The following is a 23,764-nucleotide window of genomic DNA, read 5'->3' as shown; positions in this document are numbered from 1 at the left end:
TGTGACCCCCTTTTAAGCCAAACCAACGTTACGAACCAGCTCTGCTGTGCGCGTTGCATAACCCATTTCGTTATCGTACCAAGCATAAATCTTAACCATACGAGAACCCACAACCATGGTTGATTGCGCATCAACGATGGTTGAACGTTGGTCGCCCTTATAATCGATAGAAACTAAAGGACGCTCTTCGAAGCCAAGGATGCCTTTCAAATCACCTTCAGATGCTTCTTTTAACAGTGCATTCACTTCTTCTGCTGTGGTATCACGCTTCACATCAAAAATGATGTCTGTTAACGATGCGTTTGCTAGAGGTACGCGAACCGCATGACCATTAATTTTGTCTTTTAATTCTGGGAAAATTTCGACAATCGCCTTCGCGCTACCCGTCGTAGTCGGGATAAGGCTCATGCCGCATGCTCTTGCACGGCGTAGATCTTTGTGTGGCGCATCCAAAATAGTTTGCGTATTCGTCAGGTCGTGAATGGTCGTAAAAGAAGATTGTTCGATACCCAATTTCTCATGAATGACTTTAACCACAGGTGCGATACAGTTAGTCGTACACGAAGCTGCTGTCACGATACGATGTTTTTCAGGGTCGAAAATATGGTCGTTCACACCCACCACAATGTTCGCAATACCTTCTTCTTTCACAGGTGCGCTTACCACGACACGTTTCACGCCTTGCTCTAGGTATTTGTTTAGGAATGATGTTTTGCGATGTACGCCTGTCGCTTCAATCACAACATCACAATCAGACCAGTTCACCGCATCGATATCGCGTTGTTGAGTCGTGGCGACACGCTTGCCGTTGATGACGAGCTCACTGCCTTCGACCTGAACTCCATGATGCCAACGACCTTGCACTGAATCGAATTCTAATAAGTGACCAAGCGTAGCGGCGTCACCTGCGACATCGTTGATTAACACAAACTCCAATTCTGGCCAATCAAATGCCGCTCGCAGCGCTAAGCGACCAATTCGGCCAAAGCCATTAATTCCTACTTTAATTGTCATAGTTTTACCCTCTAATCTTCTACCTTGAATCTCTATTCGCTGTTAACAGCAAGCCTCACGACTTTTATCGTGTAAGCGTGTGATGTCGTCTTGGTATTCCTGCTTCAAACAGTTTGATGCCACTAAGTCTTCAATTAACTTTCGCATCCAACCTGGTAATTGCTGTGATAACTCGTAATACACCCATTGTCCTTGGCGTTTATCCACCAAGATGCCACTGGATCGTAACTGAGCAAGATGACGAGAAACTTTCGGCTGGCTCTCTTGCAGAGCAAACGCCAAATCACCAACGCAAGTTTCACCTTCACGGGCCACGAGCATTAAACAACGTACGCGTGTTTCATCGGATAACAGCTTAAAAAACTGATGTGGAAGCATAATGAACATACCTATATATGGATATGCGTATATGTTTATTTAATTAAGATATATCGTCAAGAGGAAACCGTCCATCGTCATAAAAGTTTCACATCTAACGAACAGCTTGATTGTAAAGAGAGAGATTCAAAGAGATAAAAGATAAGACACGAAATTATGCAGTCGCGATGCTTTGACTCCAGCGAACCGCTTCACCTAAGGAGAGCTTCACTTCCTCTAAAGGCAACCCCAATTGCATCGTGATTTTTTCAACCCCTGACCAATCGGCACGCTCGTAGCACTCTTCGAGGGAAATAAGTGCACCATAAACCCCTTTGCGATGTAATAGCGCTTGTTGTACTGAATGACTAAGCGGTAACTGCCTAACTAAAGATTCCACCGAAAGATCCAACAGCGCATCTAGAATCGACAGCAAACCAACCATAAAACCTTGTTCGTTGAGGTGAGAGAAGGGCTGATAGCGCGACATCAATTGGCAAAATTGAGCTCGTTGCAATGAAAGGTGATACAGCTCTCGAGGCTTGTTACTGGAGATATACGATGCCACAACCAAAGAGACAAACTGCTTAAGGTTATCCTGGCCAAGATAAATCAATGCCTGACGAAAAGAGCTGATTTCGACAGCCAAATTCGGCGCTTGCGTATTTACAAAACGCAATAATTTATATGACAACGCGACATCTTGCGTAATGATGGACTCGATACGAGTAAAGTCAGGCTCAGGAGCACAAACTTCACGAAACAGTTGCAATGCCAACACTTGCTCAGGACTGACGTATTTAGTCTGCGAGACGAGTGGCTTGCTAAAAAAATAACCTTGGAAAAATTTAAAGCCAGCCGCTTTCGCTTGCTCAAACTCTTCTGCGGTTTCAACACGTTCTGCTAAAAAGTGGTATTTGACGCGTTTGGCAAGGTGTGTTGTGACAAGTTCACAGGCCTTTTCGAGCCCCATCGCCATAATGTCGAGCTTCACAATATGCACATATGGCAAAAAACGGCGCCATTCTGGTGTTAGGGTGAAGTCATCCAAAGCGATCAAGTAACCTTCTCGATAAAACTCACGAATCGCATCAAGAAGCTCATCCGTAGGTTGGCACGTTTCCAACACTTCGATGACAATTTTGTTTTTCGGCAAACTGCGCGGCAAACGTCGCACCAAACTTTGATGAGGAAAGTTAATAAAGCATCTTGAAGAGGCAATCACTGGGTTAGTACCCAGTGATAGGAAGTTTTCGACGATCAGTCGGTATGTCGCTCGATTTGAATCAATATGTGAAGGGTATGCGTTACTCTCCCCGTCTCGAAACAACAATTCATAACCCAGCGTCTGTCTTTTTCGGTTAAAGATCGGCTGGCGAGCGACATACGTTGTATTCATGCTAAAGAAGGACCTATAAATGGCTTATGACTTTGCAGCTGCTAATAATGCACCACAACCCATGAACATTGAACCGAATACTTTGTTTATTTTTCCCATGATTTTATCGGAGCGAATAAAGCGTCCCATTTGTGCTGCCAAGCTCGTGTAACCCAACATTACACACGCATCAATCACGACCGTAGTGACGCCAAGCACCAACAGTTGCGTGATTTGGTCTTTTGCCGGGTCAATAAACTGCGGGAACAACGCCACCAGAAAAACAATCGATTTAGGGTTGGTGAGGTTAATTAACACAGCCTTGTACAACAGCGCCGTGCCTGACATCTCGTTGTGGTTTTCAGCTGCGACTAAGCTTGATGTATCGCGCCATTTCTGAATCCCCAACCAAACCAGATAAGCGGCACCAACCCATTTAATGACAGAAAATGCGGTTGCTGACTGCGCGACAAGCGCACCAATACCCGCCCCCACCAGCGCGATGTGGATAACTAAACCAATTTGTAAGCCAATAATGGCACCCAGTGATTTACGGGTACCGTAACTCAAACCATTACTGATTGAGTTCACCGTGCCAGAGCCCGGAGCCAAACTAAAAACGATTGCTGTTACTACATAAGCTAACCAGACATGGGTATCCATTGCATTTCCTCACTAATTCTTCGATGATACATCGCGTAAACAACGTATCTTCAGGTAATCAACTAATGGCGACTAACCATTCACCTTTGACTTATACTCAAGAGACATTATTTGAGCAAGCAATTGGTGGTCCGATCGCAGCACTTTGGCAAACTCGCCAAGAGGGCTTTGTTAAAGGGACTGAGAAAAAGAACATTTACTGGTGCAAGCTAACCAACCCAGAGCATAAAAAAGCCGTGCTCATCGTAAATGGACGCATTGAGTCTTCCTGGAAATACCAAGAGCTGTTTTACGATCTCTACCGCCAAGGTTTCGATGTCTATTCCTTTGACCACCGCGGACAAGGTTTATCAGATCGTTTATTATCTGACTCAGATATGGGTCACGTCTATGACTTTACTGATTATATTGATGATATGGACATCGTCGTAAAAAAACACGACCTTAGCGAATATCAACAATGCTTCATCATCGCGCACTCTATGGGCGGCGCGATCGCCACACGTTACCTGCAAACTCACCCAGAACACCCTTTTACTGGTTTGATTCTAAGTGCGCCCATGTTTGGCATTAACCTGCCATGGTACCTATCACCAATAGCGATTCCGGTCACACAAATTATGTCAGCGGTATCGACTTTGCCACGCTATGCACCAGGACATCAGGCCTACTTCCCTAAGCCCTTTGAAGATAACCCACTTAGCCAAAGTTACGGCCGCTACCAATGGTTCCGAAACCTATATACGGAAAAACCGGAACTGCAAGTCGGTGGGCCAAGCACTCGCTGGGTTTGGCAAGGGCTCATGGCCGCTAAGCAGTGCTTTTTATTAACTCGCCAAGTCAAAATACCAGTAATCCTAATCCAAGCCGGAAACGATCGGATTGTTAGCAACCTCGCGCAAAAGCGTTTTATTGATAAATTGCGGAAAACCAACCCGCACGCGGAGCTGCTTTCTATCGAAGGCGCACAGCATGAAATCTTGTTCGAAACCGACAAGTATCGTAATCAAGCGCTCGATGCGATTTTCCGCTTTATGAATGACCCTAAATCGCCATCAAACGAACAAGCACAATAAGAACTCTAGGCGACCATTTCACGACTAAGATTAAAGAGGAAATGTCTACACATCGATTTACCCTCTTTTTCATCCTCATTTTGGCGTACACTGCTTGAACTTGGCTACTTTGACACTGTGTTTAACCGCATAGTGCTATGAGCCCAAGTTCCCCCGCATTCGGAGCAGTACGATCTAGTCAGTCTGCTGTACTCCGTTTGCAATTCACCTGTTCCACACTATCCAAACCGTTTACGAGGACTTCATGAGCACATCGCTACCTTGCAAAGAGATCACCAAAATCGTTGCCTCTGATCTGGATGGCACGTTACTCGCACCTAACCATCAGCTCAGTGCTTACTCAAAAGAGACGCTAAAAGCGCTGCATGAAAAGGGTTATACCTTTGTCTTTGCAACCGGCCGTCACCACGTAGACGTTGCGAGCATCCGTCGCCAAGTTGGCATTCCAGCTTATATGATCACGTCGAATGGTGCCCGAGTGCATGACCAGGAAGTTCAGCTAATGTACAGCGAGAATGTCCCTGCGGAACTGGTACAAGGCGTGATCGACACGATCAAACATGATCAAGAAATACTTATTCACATGTATCAAAATGATAGCTGGTTGATGAACAAGGATGATGAAACGTTACGTGACTTCCACGATGAATTCACTTACGTCTTATTTGATGAAGACCGCGCCCCAACTGACGGTATTGCGAAAGTTTTCTTCACGCATCCTGGAGAAGACCACGAACGTTTGGTCGTATTTGAAAACAAACTACGTGAGCAGTTTGGTGATAAGCTGAACATCGCATTTTCAACGCCTTGGTGTTTGGAAGTAATGAGCGCTGGCGTGTCTAAAGGTCATGCTCTTGAAGCGGTAGCGAAAAAACTCGGCCTCACGTTAGAAAACTGCGTAGCATTTGGTGATGGCATGAATGACGTAGAAATGCTGTCGATGGCAGGTAAAGGGCTAGTTATGGGTACATCACACGAAAAAGTGATGAAAGCTCTACCAAATAATGAAGTAATTGGCAGCAATGCAGAAGATGCGGTTGCACACTACCTACAAGAACACTTGCTGTAAGCTTCAATACTCCAAATTATGAAGGGCTGCACATTCGCAGCCCTTTTCTTTCATCGCTGACTTGGCAGCTTCTCTTTGCCAAGAATCGCGTCCCATTCTTCTTCTGTCACGGGCATAATCGACAAGCGATTTCCACGTTTCACCAACGGCATGTTCTCAAGTTCTGGCATCGCTTTCATCACCGACAACGGAATCACTCGCGCCGTTTTACGTACAAACTCTACATCCACCATAATCCAACGCGGGTTGTCTGGGTCTGACTTTGGATCGTAATAATCGCTTTCGGGATCGAATTGGAAATGATCGGGATAGGCTTCTCTCACAACTTTAGCAATACCTGCCACGCCAACATGTTTACAAGAAGAGTGGTAAATCAGGACTAAATCGCCCACCTTCACTTGGTCACGCATCATATTGCGCGCCTGATAATTACGAACTCCCTCCCAACATGAAACCTTTTGGGTTCGAAGCGTGTCAATAGAAAAGGTATCTGGTTCAGTTTTAAATAACCAATATGCCATAATGCCATCCGATGCCGATTGAGTAACAATAATGAGGAAGATATAACATGAAGGCTTTGAAAAACCCAGTGGCGCTTGCCACCCTGCTGGTTCTGCAAGCATGTAGTTCACAGTCGCCACAATCTGGTGCCGCTGACCTAACCTCTCCACCAGCAACCTTAGATAAGCCTGAAACCATTCAACCTCAAACTTTTATGCTGCGCGGAAAAGTGATCGTCGGTCACGAGAGCCAATACATCATGCCTTGTGGCAGCGACAAGCAATATTGGTTGCAACTGTCACCACAGCAAATGCAACGAGCAATTCAGTTAAATAACGAGCCTTACCAGACCATGTATGGCGAGGTTATCGGCCACCTCAACCCACCGGGCATCGATGGGTTTTCTGCTGATTTCGATGCTAACTTTGTCGTGGAACAAGTGAACTTCCTCACAACGGAAAATCCAAACCGTTGTCAGCAACCAAACAAACCAACTCGCGTGTTTGGTAATGAGCCTTCTTGGTCGGCAAGCTTTGAGGCTAATGGACTAACATTCCAGCAAATCGGCAAACAAACCACAAAATTAGCGATTAAAAGCAGTCAGCTTCAACCTCGCCAGCGCACTTATCAACTACAAGATGGTGAGCTTCGCTTAACAGAAAACCTCTGCTCAGACACAATGAGCGATTCTTTGTATGGCTGGAAAGCAACACTAAAACATGATGGCGAGACGTATCAAGGTTGTGGTATGGCTGCAAACGTCGATGCAACGCTTGGCTGGGCTAATACCTATGTCGCGACCTCAACCCAATCACAAGGCTTTGAAGTACAAATGACCTTAAACCCAGACCATAGCGCCACAACAAAATACCGTTACGCCAATGGACAAGCACCATTAATCGAGCGTGGTTACTGGCAACAGTTAAGTCCGTATCAGGTTCAAGTTGTCATGACGCATCATCAACAGCAAAGGCTAATGTCAGAGCGACTGTTTACTCGAGAAGGCAATCAGCTCAAAGCGACCAAAGAAAAAGTCGGTAACTTGGTATACCCAATCGCCGATGGTGGTTTAGTCCTTTATCCTGCCACCGTTCGTGATGAAGGCATCATGCAACCAGCCGAAAAACGCACCAACAACCCCATCGGTAGTGCTGACGTCCCTTCTAGTGCAGAGTTTGATTCAAAAGTAGATGCCGCGGTGCGCAACTACTTCTTTATCCATCAAACCACCCCCAACAATAACCAATACCGTTGGCTAACTTACGACCTCAACAGCGATGGTAACGAAGAGCTATTGGTACAGTTGGATTGGTGTGGTTCCGGAGGCTGTACATTGCTGATATTTGAACATCACGAAAAGGAATGGCGATTTAATAGCCGCATTACACTAGTGCAAAGCCCGATTATGCTCGGCCAACAAACCTCTCATGGTTGGCGAGATCTGATTTTTAATGTCAGCGGTGGCGGAGCTAAAGCGGCTCAACACGTGATGCAATACACTGGGGTTAGCTACCCACTCAACCCAAGCATGGCGCCAACGGCAACGCCGAACCAAGTCAGTGGTGTGCGTCTGTTCTCTGATGGGATAAGCCCGGTGCGCGAAGGAGTTCGTCTGTAATGTCACAACCGTGTCCAACCTGCGGTTTTCAATTCAATTGTATGTGCTCGCTAATGCCGAAACTTACCAGTGAGCACAACATCCTGCTGTTAATGCATCCGAATGAACTGAAGCGTGATACTAATACCGGCCAGCTACTAGAGCAGTGCCAACTCAACATTGAGCGAGTAATCTGGGATCGCAAACAGCCACCAGCAGAATTGCTCACTCTATTAGCTGATCCGTCGCGGTATCCGGTGTTGCTCTTCCCCTGTGAAGAAAGTATCACACTCGAAGATGTGGTACTCCAAAGCCAGCAACAAACCAAAACTCCGCTGTTTATTATTTTGGATGCCACCTGGCAAGAGGCGCGCAAGATGATCAATAAGAGCCGTTGGTTAGAAGGTATCCCTACTATGGGATTGTCTGCGTCGGCGGACTCACAATATCAGCTGCGACGCAACCAACAACAAGGTAACTTGTGCACGTTTGAAGTCGCTGCACATTTGCTCGGGCAACTTGGAGAACAAAACAACCAACAACAAATGCAGCGCTTTTTTGCCCATTACCTCGCTCTGTTCCAAGCTGAAAAGAGTGGACACGCTCTTAAGCGTTAAACATTAAGCTCAGTAGAAGAACCAAACAAAAAACGCAGCCTACGCTGCGTTTTTTACGACAAGAAGTTTCACGTGAAACATCATTAAAACAGTCGAGTCGGCTCGCCAAGATAGTAACCCTGCAAATAATCCACCCCCATGTCTTGTGCAATGGTACACACCTCCTGATTGTGGACGAACTCCGCCACCGTCTCCGCGTTAAACACCTGGCACAAACGCACCAACTGGGAAGCGATCTTGCGCTGTTTTAAGTCTTTATCAATATCACGAATCAAGCTGCCATCGAGCTTTATGACTTCTGGCTCCAACTTTAGGATTTCATCGATATTCGAATAGCCGGACCCAAAGTCATCAACAATGATACGCGCCCCTAAGCTTCTAAAATGACTGCACACTTCTATCATTCGGCCATAGTCTTTGATCTGCTCAGATTCCAGCACTTCTAAACCAATTCGCCTTGGGTCATTTAGCTGGCTAATTTCATGCTCTAAAAGTATTAAAGTTTTATCACTGAGCAAATCTTGCGGCGATAAGTTTATAGAAAAGTCACCTTGCTTATCTCGCATGTAATGCAACGTAGAATGAATCATGTGCCGACTTAGTCGAGTGTAAAGATGCGTATCAGAGATAATTGGCAGAAAACGCCCTGGCGCAATCACCGTTCCATCGGCTTCCAGAATACGAACCAAACATTCTTGGCTTGCCAATTTGTGGCTACCCGCATGCACAATCGGTTGGCTATAGGTGATGATATTCTGTTTGAGAATGGCTCTACTGACGCAACTTAGCCATCCAAGTTGCTCTTTGCGCACATCCTCACTGACTTCAATATCTTTCGCATTACAGATATGGGTATTACTGCGTACACCAGAGCGCCTCGCTTCGATGCCTTTGAGTAAGAGCTCATCTACTGAAGCGGATGGAAAGTCTCGACGACTCACTAAGCCGCCGCATAGCGAGATAGAAAGATAATCTATTTCACGTAGGCCAATTGGCTCAAAATTAGTTTGTTCTACCGCGTCAGCAAAACGCGTAAAGTGCTGTTTGATGGTCTCGCTGCTTTGATCAGCTTTAAATATGAACGCCCATTCACCAACCCCAATACTATAAAGCTGCAAAGCCGTTGGCATGCCGAAACGCTTTCGTAATCGATTCGTAAAGTGCATTGAGAGATCTTTGAGTAATTGATCTCCCACTCGGTAGCCGTATTTTTCGTTGATATGACTAAAGTTAAGTAGCTTTAGAGTCAACAAATGCTCATCCAAATCGATGTTACTCAGCCGCTCTTGCAATGCGACCCGGTTTTGTAACCCCGTGCGACTGTCGCGTCGATAGCTTTCTTGTAACTTGCGCGTTTGGCGATCGAGTTGATATCCCATATGCGCGTTCATATGGTTGAGATCGCCGATCGCATTTCGAATCAAGCTAAACAACGGTGAAATAGAGGAGCTAACGGGCGACTTAGGCAAGTTCAATGTTTGCACTTCGTCTCCCTCTCGCATCGCTAAATACGTCAGGCTGTGATGAAGAATTTCGGGCTGACCAATACCACCATGCAGTTCCCCCATACAGTAACTACCAAACGTCGTCGCAATATCTTTAAAGGCTTGGACTTCGTCGCTGCTGTCAATAAAGTCTAACCGTGACGCGCAGTTAAAAATCATCACGACTTCAGGTTGGTGCATGGCTAACTCAACCACACCATGCCGCACTTGCTCGAGCGTTAACGAGGGATGGTTATAGCAAAATTGCACTTCGTCACCAAGACACCAGGGCCTGTCGAAGCTCATACTGCCATCAGCGTGTAGCTCCGTTACCGTACAAACTTCCTTTCGCCCTAAGCTTTCTCGATACAAAGGAAAGCTGAGCAGTTGACTCAGCGTCACGTCATGGCCATCCGCCAAGTAACGCTTGTATACTTCCAGCGCTTTCTTCTCACCTAAACAATACAAGCGCGTTCCTTTTGCATGAGTGACTTTGTGTGGCATGCCAATCGGGTTCCATTCCGAATACGCATCAGTCCATAGCTTCAAAGTATCACTGTGCAAAGCTACGGCAACCACAGCGTTATCGTAAACTCGGTTTTGATATAGCACCCAGCAGCCATCGTCAATACTCTGCGCCAACCCTCCAGAAATCACTACTTCTTCACTGGCGAAGGTTTGAAACAAGGGATAGTCACGTCGTTCAATTTGCACAGCAAAGCTGAGGATCACCTGTGAATTATGCTGCATTAGAAGAGAGCGCTTGAGCTCCCCGCCATCAATGTCAGGGGAGTAAGAGTATGTTTGTACCGCAGAAGTCAGCGTGGTTTGCTCAAATTCAATCACACTCACTAGGCAACCAGAGGTAAATATCTCCCCTTCCAGAATCACATTACGCGTACTATGCCCCATAACATGAGCATTCGGCAGCGACGACAAAACGGCGTCTGCAAGTGTGGTCGTAATTTCGCGCGATTGCGTCGACAATATTTGTACTAAATATTGTTTATCTGAGGAAGTCGGAAAAGTGACTAAAAAGTCATTCAGTTGACTGACATCGTGAACCAGTTTTGAAAAAGCTCGCATGGACCTACCACTGCCGTAACACTATCTTCACCACGACTTGTGGCGTTACTATTTTTATTTAATAGAGAATAATTTACGTGGCTTTGCGCTGCTTTTCTAGACACAAAATGAGATTAGAATGGATTAATGCGAAAGCAATTAAAAAAGTGTGAGTAACGGCTGCAAACTATTGATTTCAATATCAGGTAAAGTACGTGTTTTTGAATGGTTAATGACATTTTTATTCATATCATTAAACCAACAGGCTGCAAAACCAGCCAACTTTGCACCATGCACATCCGTGGTTAGATGATCACCGACATGCAGAATATTCTCCGCAGGAATATCCAAGAATCGCTTCGCTTTAGTAAACATATCGGTTGCGGGTTTCGCCAATCCATCTGGCCCTGCTTTAAGTACCTGTTGGAAATAAGGCGTAAGACCGATGCGGTCTAAATCCACATTACCGTTGGTGATTGCCACCAACGGGATGTGCTGCGCGAGTTCCTCCAGTACATCGAGGCTTTGCTGCGGCACTTCAAAACGGCTACGCCAGTCCAACGCAACGTCTACTGCGGCTTTCGCGGCGGCATGTGCTGCGTCTTCGTCGTAGCCTACTTGGGAGAAGGCTTGCTGAAGTTGCACTAAACGCCATAAAGTGACATCGCTCTTCAGCTCGGGTTGTTGCTGCACAACTCGCTGTTTGAGAGCAAACCAATCCGCTTTGTTCATATGAGCAACCGCTGGATGATGGTGCTTGAGCCAAGATAGCAACTCACGCTCCATGCGAACGATCACAGGATAGTTGTCATAGAGGGTATCATCTAGGTCAAAGGTCATTGCCTTAATAGGCTCGATACGGCGATAAAATTTCATACTTCGGCTCACTCCCCGTTCTTTTTGCGTGCGCGTGGGTGGGCTTGGTCGTAGGCTTGCGCCAAATGTTGGAAATCCAAGTGCGTGTAGATTTGGGTCGTCGAAATGTTCTCGTGCCCTAAAAGCTCCTGCACCGCACGTAAGTTATTACTTGATTCGAGCATATGTGTCGCAAATGAGTGACGCAATTTATGCGGACTAATATGGCTTGCGACAGACTGTTTCTGCCCCCATTCAGCCATGCGCTTTTGCACGCTACGATGCGAAATACGCGTTCCGAGCTTAGATACAAACAAGGCGGGCTCACCTGGAGCGGCTAAATCACCACGAACGCGTAACCACTTCCCGACCCACTCGGTTGCCATCCCAGAGAACGGTACTTTACGTTCTTTATCGCCTTTACCAATAACACGAAGCTCACCACTACGCAGTTGTACATCACGTACATCCACACCCACCAACTCAGCCAAACGTAAACCGGCGCCGTACATCAGCTCCATCATGGCGCGATCGCGCACAGCCAACGGGTCGTCCTCGTTGACTTCAAGTAATTGGCTCACTTCGTCAACATCGAGGTTTTTGGGCAACGGGCGTTTTTTGCGAGGTGCTGAAACCCCTTTGGCTGGGTTAGCCGACATCTCGCCACGCAGAATAAGGAAATCGAAAAAGCTACGCAGCGATGAGAGTCGCGTTGCCAAACTGCTGGCTTTCATGCCTTCTCGCATGCCCTTACCTGCTAATTGGCGCACCCAACCAGCATCCACTTGAGACCAATCTTTGAGCCCCATTTCAGCTAAGTGCTGCGCCATAGTTTCTAGCTGCTGTTTGTAATTGCGCTGAGTATGTAGGCTAAGCCCCTTTTCGCTTCGTAAGAATTCATAGAAGCGCTCAAGAGGCTTTTGCAGACTATTTGGCAGAGGAGTGTTGGGAGTTGTCGTCATCGTAACTTTGCCATACCAGTGTTTGAGCGAGATGTGCCACTACTAATGATAGGTGACGCAAAAACAAGGTATCCATATCTGGCTGAAAATGGCCGCCATCTTCACTAGAAAAAGCAAGCACGCCCAGAGTTTGCTGTTTCACGAGCGGCAGTACCACATAGGACCCCATTTCCGGCACTTCCATGTTGCCAAACAAAGCTTCACGATCCACTTTGCGAAGACGTCCTAAGTACGCATCTTTGCCATTTAAGTGAGTGGTCGCAAAGCGTTGATAACTTTCCTTACTCAATTGAATCGATGCGTCGCATTGACTAAACAATCGAACAAACGCACGTAAGCCCAATGCTTTGGCTTTCTCTTCGATAGAATGAATGACTTGTTTAAAGTCACCACACTTTAGAATCTGCCCCTGCAAATCCATAAATTCGTAAAAGGTGCGATCATTGTTCGCCGCAAGCGACATTAGTGTAGTGATCTCTTCCTCTAACTCTTCAATGCGCTGACGTTGGCGATTCATTTGGATGTGTACCAAAGATACCGCGCCTAAGTCTGAGTGTGGGAAAGATAAACGATCCACAAGCTCCGGACGTTGCACAAAAAAGTCTGGATGATCTTTGAGGTACTCGGCCACTACTTCAGCCGTTAAGGCATCTGCTTCTACTTGAGACAAACCGTTTCCTTTTTCTTCAACTAGCAAGACAATTGACCATCAAATACATGCGTTGTAGGTCCGGTCATAAACAACGGCTTGCCAGGGCCTTGCCATGCAATTCGCAATTCACCACCAGGTAGAGAAACCTTAACGTTTTCATCCAACAAGCCCTGCAGAATCCCAACCGCGACTGCCGCGCATGCACCACTACCACAAGCTTGTGTCTCTCCTGCGCCTCGCTCGTAAACTCGAAGACGAATATGGTCACGACTCATCACCTGCATAAAGCCAGCGTTGACGCGCTCTGGGAAACGCTCATGCGACTCAAGCAGCGGACCGAGAGTTTCCACTTCTGCCGTATCCACATCGTCGACCACGGTCACTACGTGCGGGTTACCCATGCTCACAGCACCACAAAACAAGGTATTGTCGCCTGCTCGCATGATGTAAGTTTTCTCTTTTTGCTTCGCTTTGAAAGGAATTTTGTTCGGTTCAAACTCTGGCACGCCCATGTTGACCGTCACTTCCCCATCATCTTCGATGTTGAGAATCATCTTTCCTTTCTTGGTGCTCACGCTGATGCTGTATTTATTGGTCAGCCCCTTCAAGCGAACAAAGCGGGCAAAACAGCGTGCACCGTTACCACACTGTTCAACTTCACTACCATCGGCATTAAAAATCCGATAATGGAAGTCGGTTTCAGGGTCGTAAGGGGCCTCTACCACAAGCAATTGGTCAAAACCAACGCCAGTATGACGATCCGCCAAGCGGCGGATCAGGTCTTGCGAGAAAAACACGTTCTGGGTGATACAGTCGACGACCATGAAGTCGTTGCCCAAACCGTGCATTTTGGAAAAGTGGAAATGCATTTGTTGTGTGTTACTCCGGTAGAATCTGTTCCAGCTGCCACAAACTGGTCAGCTCCTCACGCTGGCGAACTAAGTGGCTTTGTTTACCGTCCACCATCACTTCTGCTGCTCGGGTACGAGTATTGTAGTTCGAAGACATCACAAAACCATAGGCACCTGCTGAACGAACCGCGAGTAGATCACCTTCTTGCAAAACGAGTGCGCGATCTTTACCCAAGAAGTCGCCGGTTTCACAAATAGGACCAACCAAGTCGTAAGTCTGAGCTTCACCCTTTCGCGGTGAAACTGGCACAATATCTTGCCATGCTTGGTATAGCGCAGGACGCATCAAGTCATTCATTGCAGCGTCGATAATCGCAAAGTTTTTATGCTCAGTATGTTTTAAAAACTCAACACGCGTTAGCAAGATACCTGCGTTCGCAGCAATTGCACGGCCTGGCTCAAAGATCAGCTCCAAGTCTTGGTGATTTTCAAGACGACCAAGTAACGCTTTGGCGTAATCAGAAGGCTGAGGTGGTAATTCATCACGATAGACCACACCCAAACCACCGCCGACATCAAGGTGACGAATGTTAATGCCTTGCGCTTTTAAATCATCAATCAGGGCTAATAAACGGTCTGTCGCGTCGATAAATGGGTCTATATTGGTCAGCTGAGAACCAATGTGGCAGTCGATGCCTTGCACATTCAAGTTCGGCAGGCTTTGCGCGAATTTATAAACATCTGGCGCACGATCAAACGCAATGCCGAATTTATTGTCGCGAAGACCAGTCGAAATGTAAGGGTGTGTTTTCGCGTCGACATCTGGATTGATACGAAGAGAAATTGGCGCAATCACACCAAGCTCACCCGCAACCTTGTTCAAACGTTCTAGCTCTGGCTCAGATTCAACGTTGAAACATTTGATACCTAGCTCAAGAGCGCGCTTCATCTCTGCCGGTGTTTTACCAACACCAGAGAAAACGACTTTTTTCGGATCACCGCCTGCGGCAATCACACGCTCAAGTTCACCACCCGACACGATATCAAAACCCGATCCCAAACGCGCTAGCGTGTTCAATACGCCTAAGTTTGAGTTGGCTTTCACCGCGTAGCAAACCAGGTGAGGATGCTGACCCACAGCACTATCAAACGCCTTCCAATGGCGCTCTAGCGTGGCTCGAGAATATACGTAAAGAGGAGTGCCATATTGCTCTGCAAGAGCTTGAAGTGGGACGTCTTCGGCCCAAAGCTGGCCATCATCCTGATAGTTGAAGTAATCCAAAATTCGCTTCCCTTATTTTATTCGACTGCTGAACCCTAATTTCACCCTAAGGTGCGGTTATTTATTGTGATTGCTCATTCTGTTGAGTGTCATCTGGAATGTATAGTGAGCCAGACTGACCACACCCCGCTAAGGTCGCGGCAACCATCACAAACAACACAGTAACTAATTTTTTCATTTCGCATATCGTGATTATTGAATCAATGCCCCCTATAATCGCACCACACTCAGGAAAAGCAATAGGATAGACGGATGAACGATACTGAATTTCATCAACTGGTGGATGCGCAGATGCAAATCATCGAAGAATCCATCGATGATTCAGGCGCAGACATTGATTACGAAGTCACTGGCAACGTAATGACATTGGAATTTGAAGACCGCAGCCAAATCATCATTAATCGCCAAGAGCCGATGCATGAGATCTGGCTAGCGTCCAAATCTGGTGGTTTCCACTTCAAACTTATTGAAGGTAAATGGACCTGCTCAAAAACGGGTATGGAGCTATTTGAAATGGTGAAGCAAGAGTGTGAAAAGCACGCGGGCGAAGCCATTGATTGGGTATAATACTGGTCAATCGTCACCAAAACAAAAAGAGCACCGAAGTGCTCTTTTTGTTTATTGATAAGGGTTTAATTACGCGTTCACAGTTTTGGTCGGGCGACTCGGTGAACAACCGTCATTACGGTAAGGAATGATATACGCATTCCCCTCTTCAGGGTGAATAATTTGATAGTACTGAGGCAGGTTAAAATTAATAAACTTCGACGCGACGCGACTATCGTCTTTTACCGACGTGTAGAAACTGTTTACAGACGAAATCATTTCATCTTTGGAGCCACTGAATTGGTGATACACTTCTACTTGATTTGACTCATCCAACACATAAATATTGAAGCCATCTTCGTTATCTTCAAAGAAGAACTGCACCAGACCTTCACTGGCAAACCCATCCACCGCTTCCGGCATTTGATATTCTTGCTCACGATCGAGCATTAACAGCGGCGAGCCTTTGAGTTTGTTAGTAGAAATGCTGCGGTAGAAATCGATGGAATTTTCTAGCTTTTGCACCGACACACCACGACGTTCAAAGAACAACCCATAAGTCTGGTTACCAAGACGCATCGCTTTAAAGCGGCGGCGTTTCTCTTGCTCTACTGGTTTCAAGCGTAAGTCGATACATTCAGCTAAAAGCTGGTAAACCATATTACGCATCACACCACGCATGTTCTTCGCATAGCAGAACACATCCACTGATTCTGGTGGCAACGCATCTTGGTGCATTTTGCCCAAAATGGTTTTCAGTGCATCCAGCATCGCCGTTTCCCCTTTGAAATGCAGCGTACGCACTTCATGCCAAGAGTTACGGTAAACAAGGTCAACACTGCCGACTAAATTTTTATGTTCTGGACCAAAGCTAAAAATATCGGTGTTCTTAACATCCACTTTCAACGAACGACCAGAAAGTTCAGACGTCGGATCATTTTCAAAGTTGATGAACATCGCAAGCTGGCTTATTTCACAAGGACTCGCTAGCGCCTGCATAGATGGACGACGCTTACGCAACGCAAAAGTATTTCGTAAGTCACTCACCATTTGGTAAAACTTATCAATATCTAGCTGCGCTTCACGTACCACGGCATGTAAACGAGTCGATTCAGTGATCAAGCCATTGAAGAATGCCCAAGCAACCAATTTACTCAAGTATTCATGATGCTCTAGATATGGTTGCCCCAAAATGCGGTGCGCAATAAGTGGTTGTTTATAGAGGTACCAACCAGACTTGTTCACTCCCCCTTTTTTCACTTCGATAAAGCTCAAGTCAGGCTCGTGCAGATCAGGTGAAATCTGTGGGTTTAGTAACGTTACTTTGCCCGGCAATACTTCAAAAGCCGCGTAAAGTTTACGGGCCAAAATACTGATGTCTTGCGGACTGATAGCAGAAGTGATGTCGTTACGACGCGCAAATTGAATCAAGTTACGGTAGCTTTGCATCAACGCATCCAGCAATGCATGATGTACCACCTTCACTTGTTCAACCTTCCAATTACGGCGGTCATCGAGCTCTGCAACGACACTGGCATCCCAATTCCATTTTGCAATCATATCGCTCAGCGCTTCACGACGCCAAGCTACTGAGCCAACATTCGGCTCACGAGATAATTTTTCATGGGTTTTGAGATAGAAACAGCGACGCACTAAATCCAAACGTGTATCGTCTTGAATTCGCTCTAAGTAACGGGTTACTTTTTCCAACATTAAGTAGTACGCATCCATGCCATAGAGATCAGGCTCATGGGCAAAGAAACGACGTTTAGTGTCGATGCTTAACAATTGAGTATGCGGGTATTCCCACGAGTAAGCTTCTAGCAAGATGGCTTTTAATACCGATTTGTAGGGAGAGTCGATGCTTTTGTATAACTGCCACAAGTTCGAGCCGAAGTATTCTTCAGCAGGAATGCAGTTCAATTTACCAAAGTCGATCCATTCACTACAGTCGATGTAACCATCACTGCACAGTTGAGAAACGTACTCGTCGTAACACTCTTCCATTTCTGGCGGCACGATTTGCCATAACAAACGCTGTCCGGCAATACGCACCGCACTACGATAGAATTCATCTAGCAAAAGTAAGTGCTGAGATGAACCACAGTTATCACCTGTCATCTCCTCAGAATGATTGCTTCTAAAGCGCTCTTTATCCATTAAGAAAAAGTTCGCTTCCACGCCTTTGCTTTGTGCCCAATCCGTGATGAGTAAGCATTTATTGGTCAATAACTCGCGTTCGTCACAATCCATATCGGGCGAGATACACACCCAAATATCCAAATCACTGGAAGTACTTTGACCAATCGAGGAGGTACTGCCCATGGTGTATAAACCCAATATAGCGGGCTTTTCTACCGTCTTGAGCGGCTGACCAATGGCAAGTTGAATATCATCTATGAATTGTTGCTGAATGCTATTTAGTTCAAGCCCATGCACACCAAACGGGACATCGGCATCATAATAGCCAGGAATTACAGGATGGTTGTAGTTCAACAAGGCAGGAATCAAGTGGAAGACTTGCTGGCTTTGCGAATCCATAAGCGCCAACGCGCGATCAACTCGCTGCTGATTCAAATTATCTAGTCGCTGGATGATTTTTTGGGTGTAAGCCTGCAAGGGGAATTCCTTGGTTGAACAATCACGAAAATCTGCTGACGTTTTAAACCAAAATGGCTTAAAAACGTGATCAATTTAACACTTTTATTGGTGCGGGTAAAGCTTCACGCCCGCGTATCACTCTGGATACAAAACCATACTTTAGTCACAAAATTAATCGCGCGGTAGTGTCGCTCTTATTACCTATTACTAATAATAGTCCTTAGTCTAATTGAGAATCCAGTCACACTATTTTCATAACGTCATGTAATTCCATTCATAGCCTTCAGAGATAACGAACTAACAGTAAGCATTTCTTGATGAGAATGGTAGGATAAACCCAAATCCAAACAGCATTGAGAAGATCATGACACAATCCACACCGATTCGCATTGCAACTCGAAAAAGCCCTCTTGCTTTATGGCAAGCTTACTTTGTTAAAGACGCCCTTCAAGCCGCTCACCCTGGCTTGGAAGTCGAGTTAGTAACCATGGTGACCAAAGGTGACGTGATTTTAGATACACCACTAGCAAAAGTTGGCGGCAAAGGCTTGTTCGTAAAAGAGCTTGAAATCGCGATGCTAGAAGGACGTGCAGACCTCGCCGTTCACTCAATGAAAGACGTACCCGTCGATTTCCCAGAAGGCCTTGGCCTCGTGACCATTTGTGAGCGTGAAGATCCTCGTGATGCCTTCGTCTCTAATACCTATAGCCACATTGATGAGCTCCCTCAAGGTGCCGTGGTTGGTACTTGCAGTTTGCGCCGTCAATGCCAACTGAAAGAATATCGTCCGGACATCATCATCAAAGAGCTTCGCGGTAATGTGGGCACTCGCCTTGGTAAGTTAGATGCGGGTGAGTATGATGCAATCATTCTTGCTGCGGCTGGCCTCAAACGATTGAAGCTTGAAGAACGCATTCGTAGCTTTATCGAACCAGAGCAATCACTACCAGCGGTAGGCCAAGGTGCTGTCGGTATTGAGTGCCGCCTTGACGATGAAAGACTGCTTAAGCTGCTTGAGCCACTTAACCACCAAGACACCGTAGACCGCGTTTTGTGTGAGCGCGCAATGAACCTTACGCTAGAAGGCGGCTGTCAGGTACCTATCGGCAGCTATGCCCTGCTAGACGGCGACAACATTTGGCTACGCGCATTAGTTGGCGAACCAGATGGCAGCGAAATTGTGCGTGGTGAAATTCGTGGCCATCGTAAAGATGGCGAAGCATTAGGAGTGCAGCTAGCCAATGAGCTGCTAGATAACGGCGCTCGTGAAATCCTAACTAAGCTGTACGCAGATCACGAATAACCATGGCAGTGTTGGTCACTCGGCCGGGAGAGCAAGGCAACGCGCTTTGCTCTCTGCTCGAAAGGCACGGCATTTCCGCATATCACCATCCTCTGATCGACATTGTCGCCGATCTCACGGACACGCACCTCTCTAAACATCTACATCAAGCTCAAATTGTTATCGCTGTTAGTCGACATGCAGTGCAATGTGCACAGCAAATCTTAGCCAGCAACGGGATGTCATGGCCGAAACAAGCTATTTACCTTGCCGTTGGTCAAAAAACAGCACACTATTTAAGCAAATGTACCCAACAGAAAGTACACTATCCCCAAGTCAGTGATAGTGAACACTTATTGCGACTGCCAGAGCTCAACAATGTGGCACAACAACAAGTTCTTATCCTTCGTGGTAACGGCGGAAGAGAGCTGATCAAAGATGCATTGGTGAGGCGTGGCGCAAAAGTTCACTATAGTGAGACTTACAAGAGAGAATTCATCCCATTCGATCCAGTAAGCTGTATCTCACTATGGAAAAACCTACAAATTAACCAGATTATTGTCACCAGTGGTGAACAACTGGATTATTTGTGCAGCCAATTGACGTCGGAGCAATTGACTTGGCTTAATCAACAAGAGTTGTATATCCCCAGTCAGCGTATCGCTGACATCGCAATTCAAAGGGGGTTCACTCGCGTGAGATGCACGGGAAGCGCATCCAACCAAGAATTACTGGCGGCTCTCCAGCCCTAGCTACACAGGATATAGGCATGACAAGTAAAAATAACGACCAAAAAAATAACGATAAAAACCTTTCCGAAGAAACCTCATCGGCACCGCTAGTCGAAAAAACCACATCGCAGCAGGATGCGGACCTTAAAAAAGAGCAACCACAAGCGGCCGAGCCCCCAAAAACAGCAGAGCCAACCAAAGTCGAGTTTGAAGAAAAACAAGGTAAACGTGGTGTCAAACTAGGTACGGTCGCTATCATCTTATCGATTATTTTTGGCGGTGGCCTCGCGTACAAGCTGCATCAACAGCAAGCCGATTACCAAGCGCAGATCGCCCAACTAAAAAGTCAGCTAGAAAGCACTCAAGCTTCCATGAAGCAAGAACTCAGCCGGGTACAAGAAGAAACCATCGAGAAAGCAACAACCGTGACACACAAAGCGGAAGTGGTACTTGGACAGCAACAGAAGAGCATTGAAAGCTTACAGCTCGCCGTTGCCGATGTGAAAGGTCGTCGACCAAACGACTGGCTATTAGCGGAAGCCGATTACCTTGTCAAATTAGCTGGTCGTAAATTGTTCTTAGAGCACGATGTAGAAAGCGCGACTCAACTGATGGAAAGTGCAGACCAACGCATTGCAGCACTGAATGACCCTAGCCTCGTCAAACTACGTAAAGCAATGGCGAACGATATCACCAAACTTCGCACTATCCCGCTAATTGACCGTGATGGATTGGTACTACGCTTAACTGCCCTACAACAGCAAGTAGACAAGCTCCCTCTCGCCAATGCACTGCTACCTGAAGCTGAAGCCGTAGAAAACACTGAAGTGTCTGAAGATATCGCAAACTGGCAAGATAACTTAATGACCTCTTTGAAGGACTTTTCAGAAAACTTCATTACCTTCCGCACGCGCGATGGTAACGTCATTCCACTGCTTTCTCCTGAGCAACACTTTTACCTGAAAGAAAACATCAAAGCCAAATTGGAAACGGCAATAAAAGCGGTGTACCAAGAGCAAGGTGAAATTTACACCACGTCTCTAAAAACAGCAGACAAATGGGCATTAGCTTTCTTCAACCAAGACGATAATTCTGTTAAAGAGTTCAACAAAACGGTTAACCTACTAAGTCAGCAAAATATTCAAGTGGAATACCCAACAAAACTGCAAAGTCAGTCTCAACTATCAGATGTCATCCGTGAACGCCTACGTCGTGAAGTCACAACGATGACAGGCATGGAGGATAAGTAATGTTTCGTCTTATTTTCCTATTTGTTGTACTAGGCGCAGGACTATTTGTTGGCACCCAGTTTTCTGGTCAGCAAGGCTATGTACTCATCTCCATTGCCGAGAAAACGATCGAGATGAGCGTAACGACATTAGTGGTTTTCGTTATCGCTGCACTCGCAGGTCTTTTTCTGCTTGAGTACCTGATTAAGAAGTTAGTTTATGCTAGTTCTACAACATGGAACTACTTCAGTGTTCGCAAAATGCGCCATTCCCGCCGATACACCAATGAAGGCATTATTAAACTTCTAGAAGGTGACTGGAAAGGTGCTGAGAAGAAAGTAACTCGCTGGGCAAATCATCACGATATGCCGCTGCTTTGCTACTTGGTTGCGTCTGAAGCCGCACAAGGCCAAGGTGATAAAGCAAAACGAGATCACTATCTAGAGCTAGCGAGCCAACAAGAGAACGCCCATCTCGCAGTAGAACTGACTCGAGCGAAACAATTTATCCGCGACAACGAGTTCGAGTCCGCTTTCGATACCTTGCAATCGTTAAAAAGTCAGTATGCGAGTAACTCTATTGTATTGAACTTGCTGAAAACAACGTACATGCAGCTAAAGTTGTGGCAACCTCTTATTGACCTCTTGCCACAACTAACCAAAGCAAAACTCATCACGGAAGAAGAACATGCAGAGCTGATTCAAAAAGCGCAGTGCGGCTTACTCCATGAAGTAGCGCAACAACAAGGTAGCGAAGGGCTTATCTCTCATTGGAATAGTCTCTCACGTAAAGTTAAACAAGACACACACCTCGTTGCCTGTTTTGCTCGAGAACTCATCACTCGAAAAGCTGATGCAGAAGCCTTTACCGTGCTAAAAGAAGCATTAAAAAAACAACCTGCCCCAGAGCTTTATCAACTACTGCCAGATCTAAATCTGCCAGATACCCACCCTGTCGTGGTCTTCTTAGAGGGAGTAGTGAAGAAAGAACCGGATAACGCCGCTGCCCATAGCGCATTAGCGCACTTCTATTTCCGTCAAGAGAAGTGGCAAGAAGCCCAGGATCACTTTGAGATCGCCTTAAAGCTTCGCTCTGACGTCTCTGACTATGCATTCCTAGCAGACACACTAGAGAAGCAAAATCTAACCAAAGCTGCTCACGAAGTCTCTCGTAAAGCTCTCACGCTCGTACAGAATGACTAACTTAAGATGACCTAACCAAGCCGACAGCTTACCTGTCGGCTTTTTTATTGCCTGCTATTAACCCTTTAGTCCTTACATCAATATGTTTATCAAATTCATTGGTTCCCAAGTAATTTCCAACTTCCTAGCAACTCACTATCGTTTCACTTTCACTCTTCTCTTTTGACTACTCTGATCCTGTCATTCCAGCAGAATCCAAAACAATTTTAAAAGATGCAGGAATACGTAACTTTAGCCTGTTGATGTATGGTTTTAAGACGTAGCTAGATTTAGGCAATAGAGCACACGCATCGCTAGACTGAGCAAAACAAAAAGATACATCAGTGAAACAGTGGCTATTTGAGTATGCTTATTTGTTCGGTCTATCCAGTAAAAGGGGCTAGAGAAGCAATGGTAGTGCTTTAAGAGAACGATAAGGCAATAGATTGTTCAACACCTTAACAAAGCATCTCCAACAACCTTATCGGGACAGCATGCAGTGATGAGGATGAACAGCTTTAGAGGCAACTGCACTTCTTAGCAAAAATCAAAACGTCACAACCAAGACCGATACCAATATTACTTTGTCGAAAAGTAGATCGCATATGGAATTGATTTTTGGCAAGCACAGATAGAGTAATAAAGATGTGCGGAAATGAAAAAAGCCTCGCTATTTCTAGCGAGGCTTCTTAATAGTGGCGGAGAGATAGGGATTTGAACCCTAGATACGCTATTAACGTATGCCGGTTTTCAAGACCGGTGCTTTCAACC

The 23,764-nt window shown here is 46.0% G+C and carries 22 protein-coding genes; 9 read left to right on the top strand and 13 right to left on the bottom strand.

Going from position 1 to position 23,764, the window contains the following annotated elements; genetic code table 11:
* Positions 1-12 precede the first annotated feature (12 nt).
* The 4 genes from R7Q39_RS26215 to rhtB form a co-directional block, all read right to left on the bottom strand.
* The gene (locus R7Q39_RS26215; protein WP_005383630.1) at positions 13-1,014 is read right to left on the bottom strand and encodes an ArsJ-associated glyceraldehyde-3-phosphate dehydrogenase; all 1,002 of its coding nucleotides are present in this window, start codon (positions 1,012-1,014) and stop codon (positions 13-15) included.
* Positions 1,015-1,056: 42 nt separating this feature from the next.
* Positions 1,057-1,392 carry a metalloregulator ArsR/SmtB family transcription factor gene (locus R7Q39_RS26210; protein WP_005378730.1) on the bottom strand — a complete coding sequence of 112 codons (336 nt, stop codon included), beginning with the start codon at positions 1,390-1,392 and terminating at the stop codon, positions 1,057-1,059.
* 154 nt (positions 1,393-1,546) lie between these two features.
* A complete protein-coding gene (locus R7Q39_RS26205) occupies positions 1,547-2,770 on the bottom strand; it encodes an EAL and HDOD domain-containing protein (protein WP_017636082.1) in 1,224 nt (407 codons plus the stop codon).
* A gap of 24 nt (positions 2,771-2,794) precedes the next feature.
* The gene (rhtB, locus tag R7Q39_RS26200) at positions 2,795-3,412 is read right to left on the bottom strand and encodes a homoserine/homoserine lactone efflux protein (RefSeq protein WP_005378732.1); all 618 of its coding nucleotides are present in this window, start codon (positions 3,410-3,412) and stop codon (positions 2,795-2,797) included.
* Between the two features lie 65 nt (positions 3,413-3,477).
* On the opposite strand from rhtB, the gene R7Q39_RS26195 reads away from it, so the two are divergent.
* Positions 3,478-4,488, top strand: a complete 1,011-nt coding sequence (locus tag R7Q39_RS26195) for an alpha/beta fold hydrolase (protein ID WP_005378733.1) — start codon at positions 3,478-3,480, stop codon at positions 4,486-4,488.
* Positions 4,489-4,732: 244 nt separating this feature from the next.
* Positions 4,733-5,557: a Cof-type HAD-IIB family hydrolase gene (locus tag R7Q39_RS26190; RefSeq protein WP_318077062.1), complete on the top strand. Its 825-nt coding sequence runs from the start codon at positions 4,733-4,735 to the stop codon at positions 5,555-5,557.
* Positions 5,558-5,607: 50 nt separating this feature from the next.
* Here R7Q39_RS26190 and R7Q39_RS26185 read toward each other — a convergent pair whose 3' ends face one another.
* A complete protein-coding gene (locus R7Q39_RS26185) occupies positions 5,608-6,078 on the bottom strand; it encodes an EVE domain-containing protein (protein ID WP_005378735.1) in 471 nt (156 codons plus the stop codon).
* Between the two features lie 47 nt (positions 6,079-6,125).
* On the opposite strand from R7Q39_RS26185, the gene R7Q39_RS26180 reads away from it, so the two are divergent.
* Entirely contained in the window at positions 6,126-7,676 is a 1,551-nt protein-coding gene (locus tag R7Q39_RS26180) for a COG3650 family protein (RefSeq protein ID WP_025768163.1), read from the top strand.
* A complete protein-coding gene (locus R7Q39_RS26175) occupies positions 7,676-8,272 on the top strand; it encodes a tRNA-uridine aminocarboxypropyltransferase (RefSeq protein WP_025768162.1) in 597 nt (198 codons plus the stop codon). Before R7Q39_RS26180 ends, R7Q39_RS26175 begins: the two co-directional genes overlap by 1 nt.
* Before the next feature lie 83 nt (positions 8,273-8,355).
* Here the strand turns inward: R7Q39_RS26175 and R7Q39_RS26170 are convergent, their stop codons facing one another.
* The 7 genes from R7Q39_RS26170 to lptM form a co-directional block, all read right to left on the bottom strand.
* Positions 8,356-10,842, bottom strand: a complete 2,487-nt coding sequence (locus tag R7Q39_RS26170) for an EAL domain-containing protein (RefSeq protein ID WP_053307415.1) — start codon at positions 10,840-10,842, stop codon at positions 8,356-8,358.
* A gap of 138 nt (positions 10,843-10,980) precedes the next feature.
* Positions 10,981-11,697, bottom strand: coding sequence for a 5-amino-6-(5-phospho-D-ribitylamino)uracil phosphatase YigB (gene yigB, locus R7Q39_RS26165; protein ID WP_005378741.1), 717 nt, complete (start codon positions 11,695-11,697; stop codon positions 10,981-10,983).
* Between the two features lie 8 nt (positions 11,698-11,705).
* Entirely contained in the window at positions 11,706-12,638 is a 933-nt protein-coding gene (xerC, locus tag R7Q39_RS26160) for a tyrosine recombinase XerC (RefSeq protein ID WP_005378742.1), read from the bottom strand.
* Positions 12,604-13,335 carry a DUF484 family protein gene (locus R7Q39_RS26155; RefSeq protein ID WP_005383398.1) on the bottom strand — a complete coding sequence of 244 codons (732 nt, stop codon included), beginning with the start codon at positions 13,333-13,335 and terminating at the stop codon, positions 12,604-12,606. The genes xerC and R7Q39_RS26155 overlap by 35 nt, the downstream gene beginning before the upstream one ends.
* On the bottom strand, positions 13,329-14,159 hold the full coding sequence (gene dapF, locus R7Q39_RS26150) for a diaminopimelate epimerase (protein WP_005378744.1): 831 nt from the start codon (positions 14,157-14,159) through the stop codon (positions 13,329-13,331). Before dapF ends, R7Q39_RS26155 begins: the two co-directional genes overlap by 7 nt.
* A 10-nt stretch (positions 14,160-14,169) precedes the next feature.
* On the bottom strand, positions 14,170-15,423 hold the full coding sequence (lysA, locus tag R7Q39_RS26145; protein WP_005378745.1) for a diaminopimelate decarboxylase: 1,254 nt from the start codon (positions 15,421-15,423) through the stop codon (positions 14,170-14,172).
* Between the two features lie 61 nt (positions 15,424-15,484).
* On the bottom strand, positions 15,485-15,601 hold the full coding sequence (gene lptM, locus R7Q39_RS29340; RefSeq protein ID WP_005378746.1) for an LPS translocon maturation chaperone LptM: 117 nt from the start codon (positions 15,599-15,601) through the stop codon (positions 15,485-15,487).
* Between the two features lie 74 nt (positions 15,602-15,675).
* Here lptM and cyaY point away from each other — a divergent pair, with 74 nt between their 5' ends.
* Positions 15,676-15,990, top strand: coding sequence for an iron donor protein CyaY (gene cyaY, locus R7Q39_RS26135; RefSeq protein WP_085570113.1), 315 nt, complete (start codon positions 15,676-15,678; stop codon positions 15,988-15,990).
* A gap of 69 nt (positions 15,991-16,059) precedes the next feature.
* Here the strand turns inward: cyaY and R7Q39_RS26130 are convergent, their stop codons facing one another.
* Positions 16,060-18,588: a class I adenylate cyclase gene (locus R7Q39_RS26130; protein ID WP_054702152.1), complete on the bottom strand. Its 2,529-nt coding sequence runs from the start codon at positions 18,586-18,588 to the stop codon at positions 16,060-16,062.
* 346 nt (positions 18,589-18,934) lie between these two features.
* Between R7Q39_RS26130 and hemC the strand changes: the two genes are divergently transcribed.
* From hemC to R7Q39_RS26110, 4 genes are read left to right on the top strand one after another with little or no spacing between them, the layout of a single operon-like run.
* On the top strand, positions 18,935-19,873 hold the full coding sequence (gene hemC / locus R7Q39_RS26125; protein WP_005383388.1) for a hydroxymethylbilane synthase: 939 nt from the start codon (positions 18,935-18,937) through the stop codon (positions 19,871-19,873).
* A gap of 2 nt (positions 19,874-19,875) precedes the next feature.
* Positions 19,876-20,604: a uroporphyrinogen-III synthase gene (locus tag R7Q39_RS26120; protein ID WP_005383386.1), complete on the top strand. Its 729-nt coding sequence runs from the start codon at positions 19,876-19,878 to the stop codon at positions 20,602-20,604.
* A gap of 17 nt (positions 20,605-20,621) precedes the next feature.
* Positions 20,622-21,833 (top strand): uroporphyrinogen-III C-methyltransferase, encoded by a 1,212-nt coding sequence (locus tag R7Q39_RS26115; RefSeq protein ID WP_005378751.1) that lies wholly within the window; start codon positions 20,622-20,624, stop codon positions 21,831-21,833.
* Positions 21,833-23,014, top strand: coding sequence for a heme biosynthesis protein HemY (locus R7Q39_RS26110; protein WP_042523916.1), 1,182 nt, complete (start codon positions 21,833-21,835; stop codon positions 23,012-23,014). The genes R7Q39_RS26115 and R7Q39_RS26110 overlap by 1 nt, the downstream gene beginning before the upstream one ends.
* The last annotated feature ends 750 nt before the right edge of the window (positions 23,015-23,764 follow it).

The organism is Vibrio sp. 947, assembly GCF_033339115.1.
Lineage (GTDB): Bacteria > Pseudomonadota > Gammaproteobacteria > Enterobacterales > Vibrionaceae > Vibrio > Vibrio alginolyticus.
Note: the sequence above shows the minus strand (reverse complement) of the source record. Positions and strands in the feature narration are given on the sequence as shown.

Excerpts from the sequence above, each read along its gene's own strand:
- R7Q39_RS26215 (WP_005383630.1), bottom strand. The coding sequence starts at position 1,014 with ATGACAATTAAAGTAGGAATTAATGGCTTTGGCCGAATTGGTCGCTTA.
- R7Q39_RS26210 (WP_005378730.1), bottom strand. The coding sequence starts at position 1,392 with ATGCTTCCACATCAGTTTTTTAAGCTGTTATCCGATGAAACACGCGTA.
- R7Q39_RS26205 (WP_017636082.1), bottom strand. The coding sequence starts at position 2,770 with ATGAATACAACGTATGTCGCTCGCCAGCCGATCTTTAACCGAAAAAGA.
- rhtB (WP_005378732.1), bottom strand. The coding sequence starts at position 3,412 with ATGGATACCCATGTCTGGTTAGCTTATGTAGTAACAGCAATCGTTTTT.
- R7Q39_RS26195 (WP_005378733.1), top strand. The coding sequence starts at position 3,478 with ATGGCGACTAACCATTCACCTTTGACTTATACTCAAGAGACATTATTT.
- R7Q39_RS26190 (WP_318077062.1), top strand. The coding sequence starts at position 4,733 with ATGAGCACATCGCTACCTTGCAAAGAGATCACCAAAATCGTTGCCTCT.
- R7Q39_RS26185 (WP_005378735.1), bottom strand. The coding sequence starts at position 6,078 with ATGGCATATTGGTTATTTAAAACTGAACCAGATACCTTTTCTATTGAC.
- R7Q39_RS26180 (WP_025768163.1), top strand. The coding sequence starts at position 6,126 with ATGAAGGCTTTGAAAAACCCAGTGGCGCTTGCCACCCTGCTGGTTCTG.
- R7Q39_RS26175 (WP_025768162.1), top strand. The coding sequence starts at position 7,676 with ATGTCACAACCGTGTCCAACCTGCGGTTTTCAATTCAATTGTATGTGC.
- R7Q39_RS26170 (WP_053307415.1), bottom strand. The coding sequence starts at position 10,842 with ATGCGAGCTTTTTCAAAACTGGTTCACGATGTCAGTCAACTGAATGAC.
- yigB (WP_005378741.1), bottom strand. The coding sequence starts at position 11,697 with ATGAAATTTTATCGCCGTATCGAGCCTATTAAGGCAATGACCTTTGAC.
- xerC (WP_005378742.1), bottom strand. The coding sequence starts at position 12,638 with ATGACGACAACTCCCAACACTCCTCTGCCAAATAGTCTGCAAAAGCCT.
- dapF (WP_005378744.1), bottom strand. The coding sequence starts at position 14,159 with ATGCATTTCCACTTTTCCAAAATGCACGGTTTGGGCAACGACTTCATG.
- lptM (WP_005378746.1), bottom strand. The coding sequence starts at position 15,601 with ATGAAAAAATTAGTTACTGTGTTGTTTGTGATGGTTGCCGCGACCTTA.
- cyaY (WP_085570113.1), top strand. The coding sequence starts at position 15,676 with ATGAACGATACTGAATTTCATCAACTGGTGGATGCGCAGATGCAAATC.
- hemC (WP_005383388.1), top strand. The coding sequence starts at position 18,935 with ATGACACAATCCACACCGATTCGCATTGCAACTCGAAAAAGCCCTCTT.
- R7Q39_RS26120 (WP_005383386.1), top strand. The coding sequence starts at position 19,876 with ATGGCAGTGTTGGTCACTCGGCCGGGAGAGCAAGGCAACGCGCTTTGC.
- R7Q39_RS26115 (WP_005378751.1), top strand. The coding sequence starts at position 20,622 with ATGACAAGTAAAAATAACGACCAAAAAAATAACGATAAAAACCTTTCC.
- R7Q39_RS26110 (WP_042523916.1), top strand. The coding sequence starts at position 21,833 with ATGTTTCGTCTTATTTTCCTATTTGTTGTACTAGGCGCAGGACTATTT.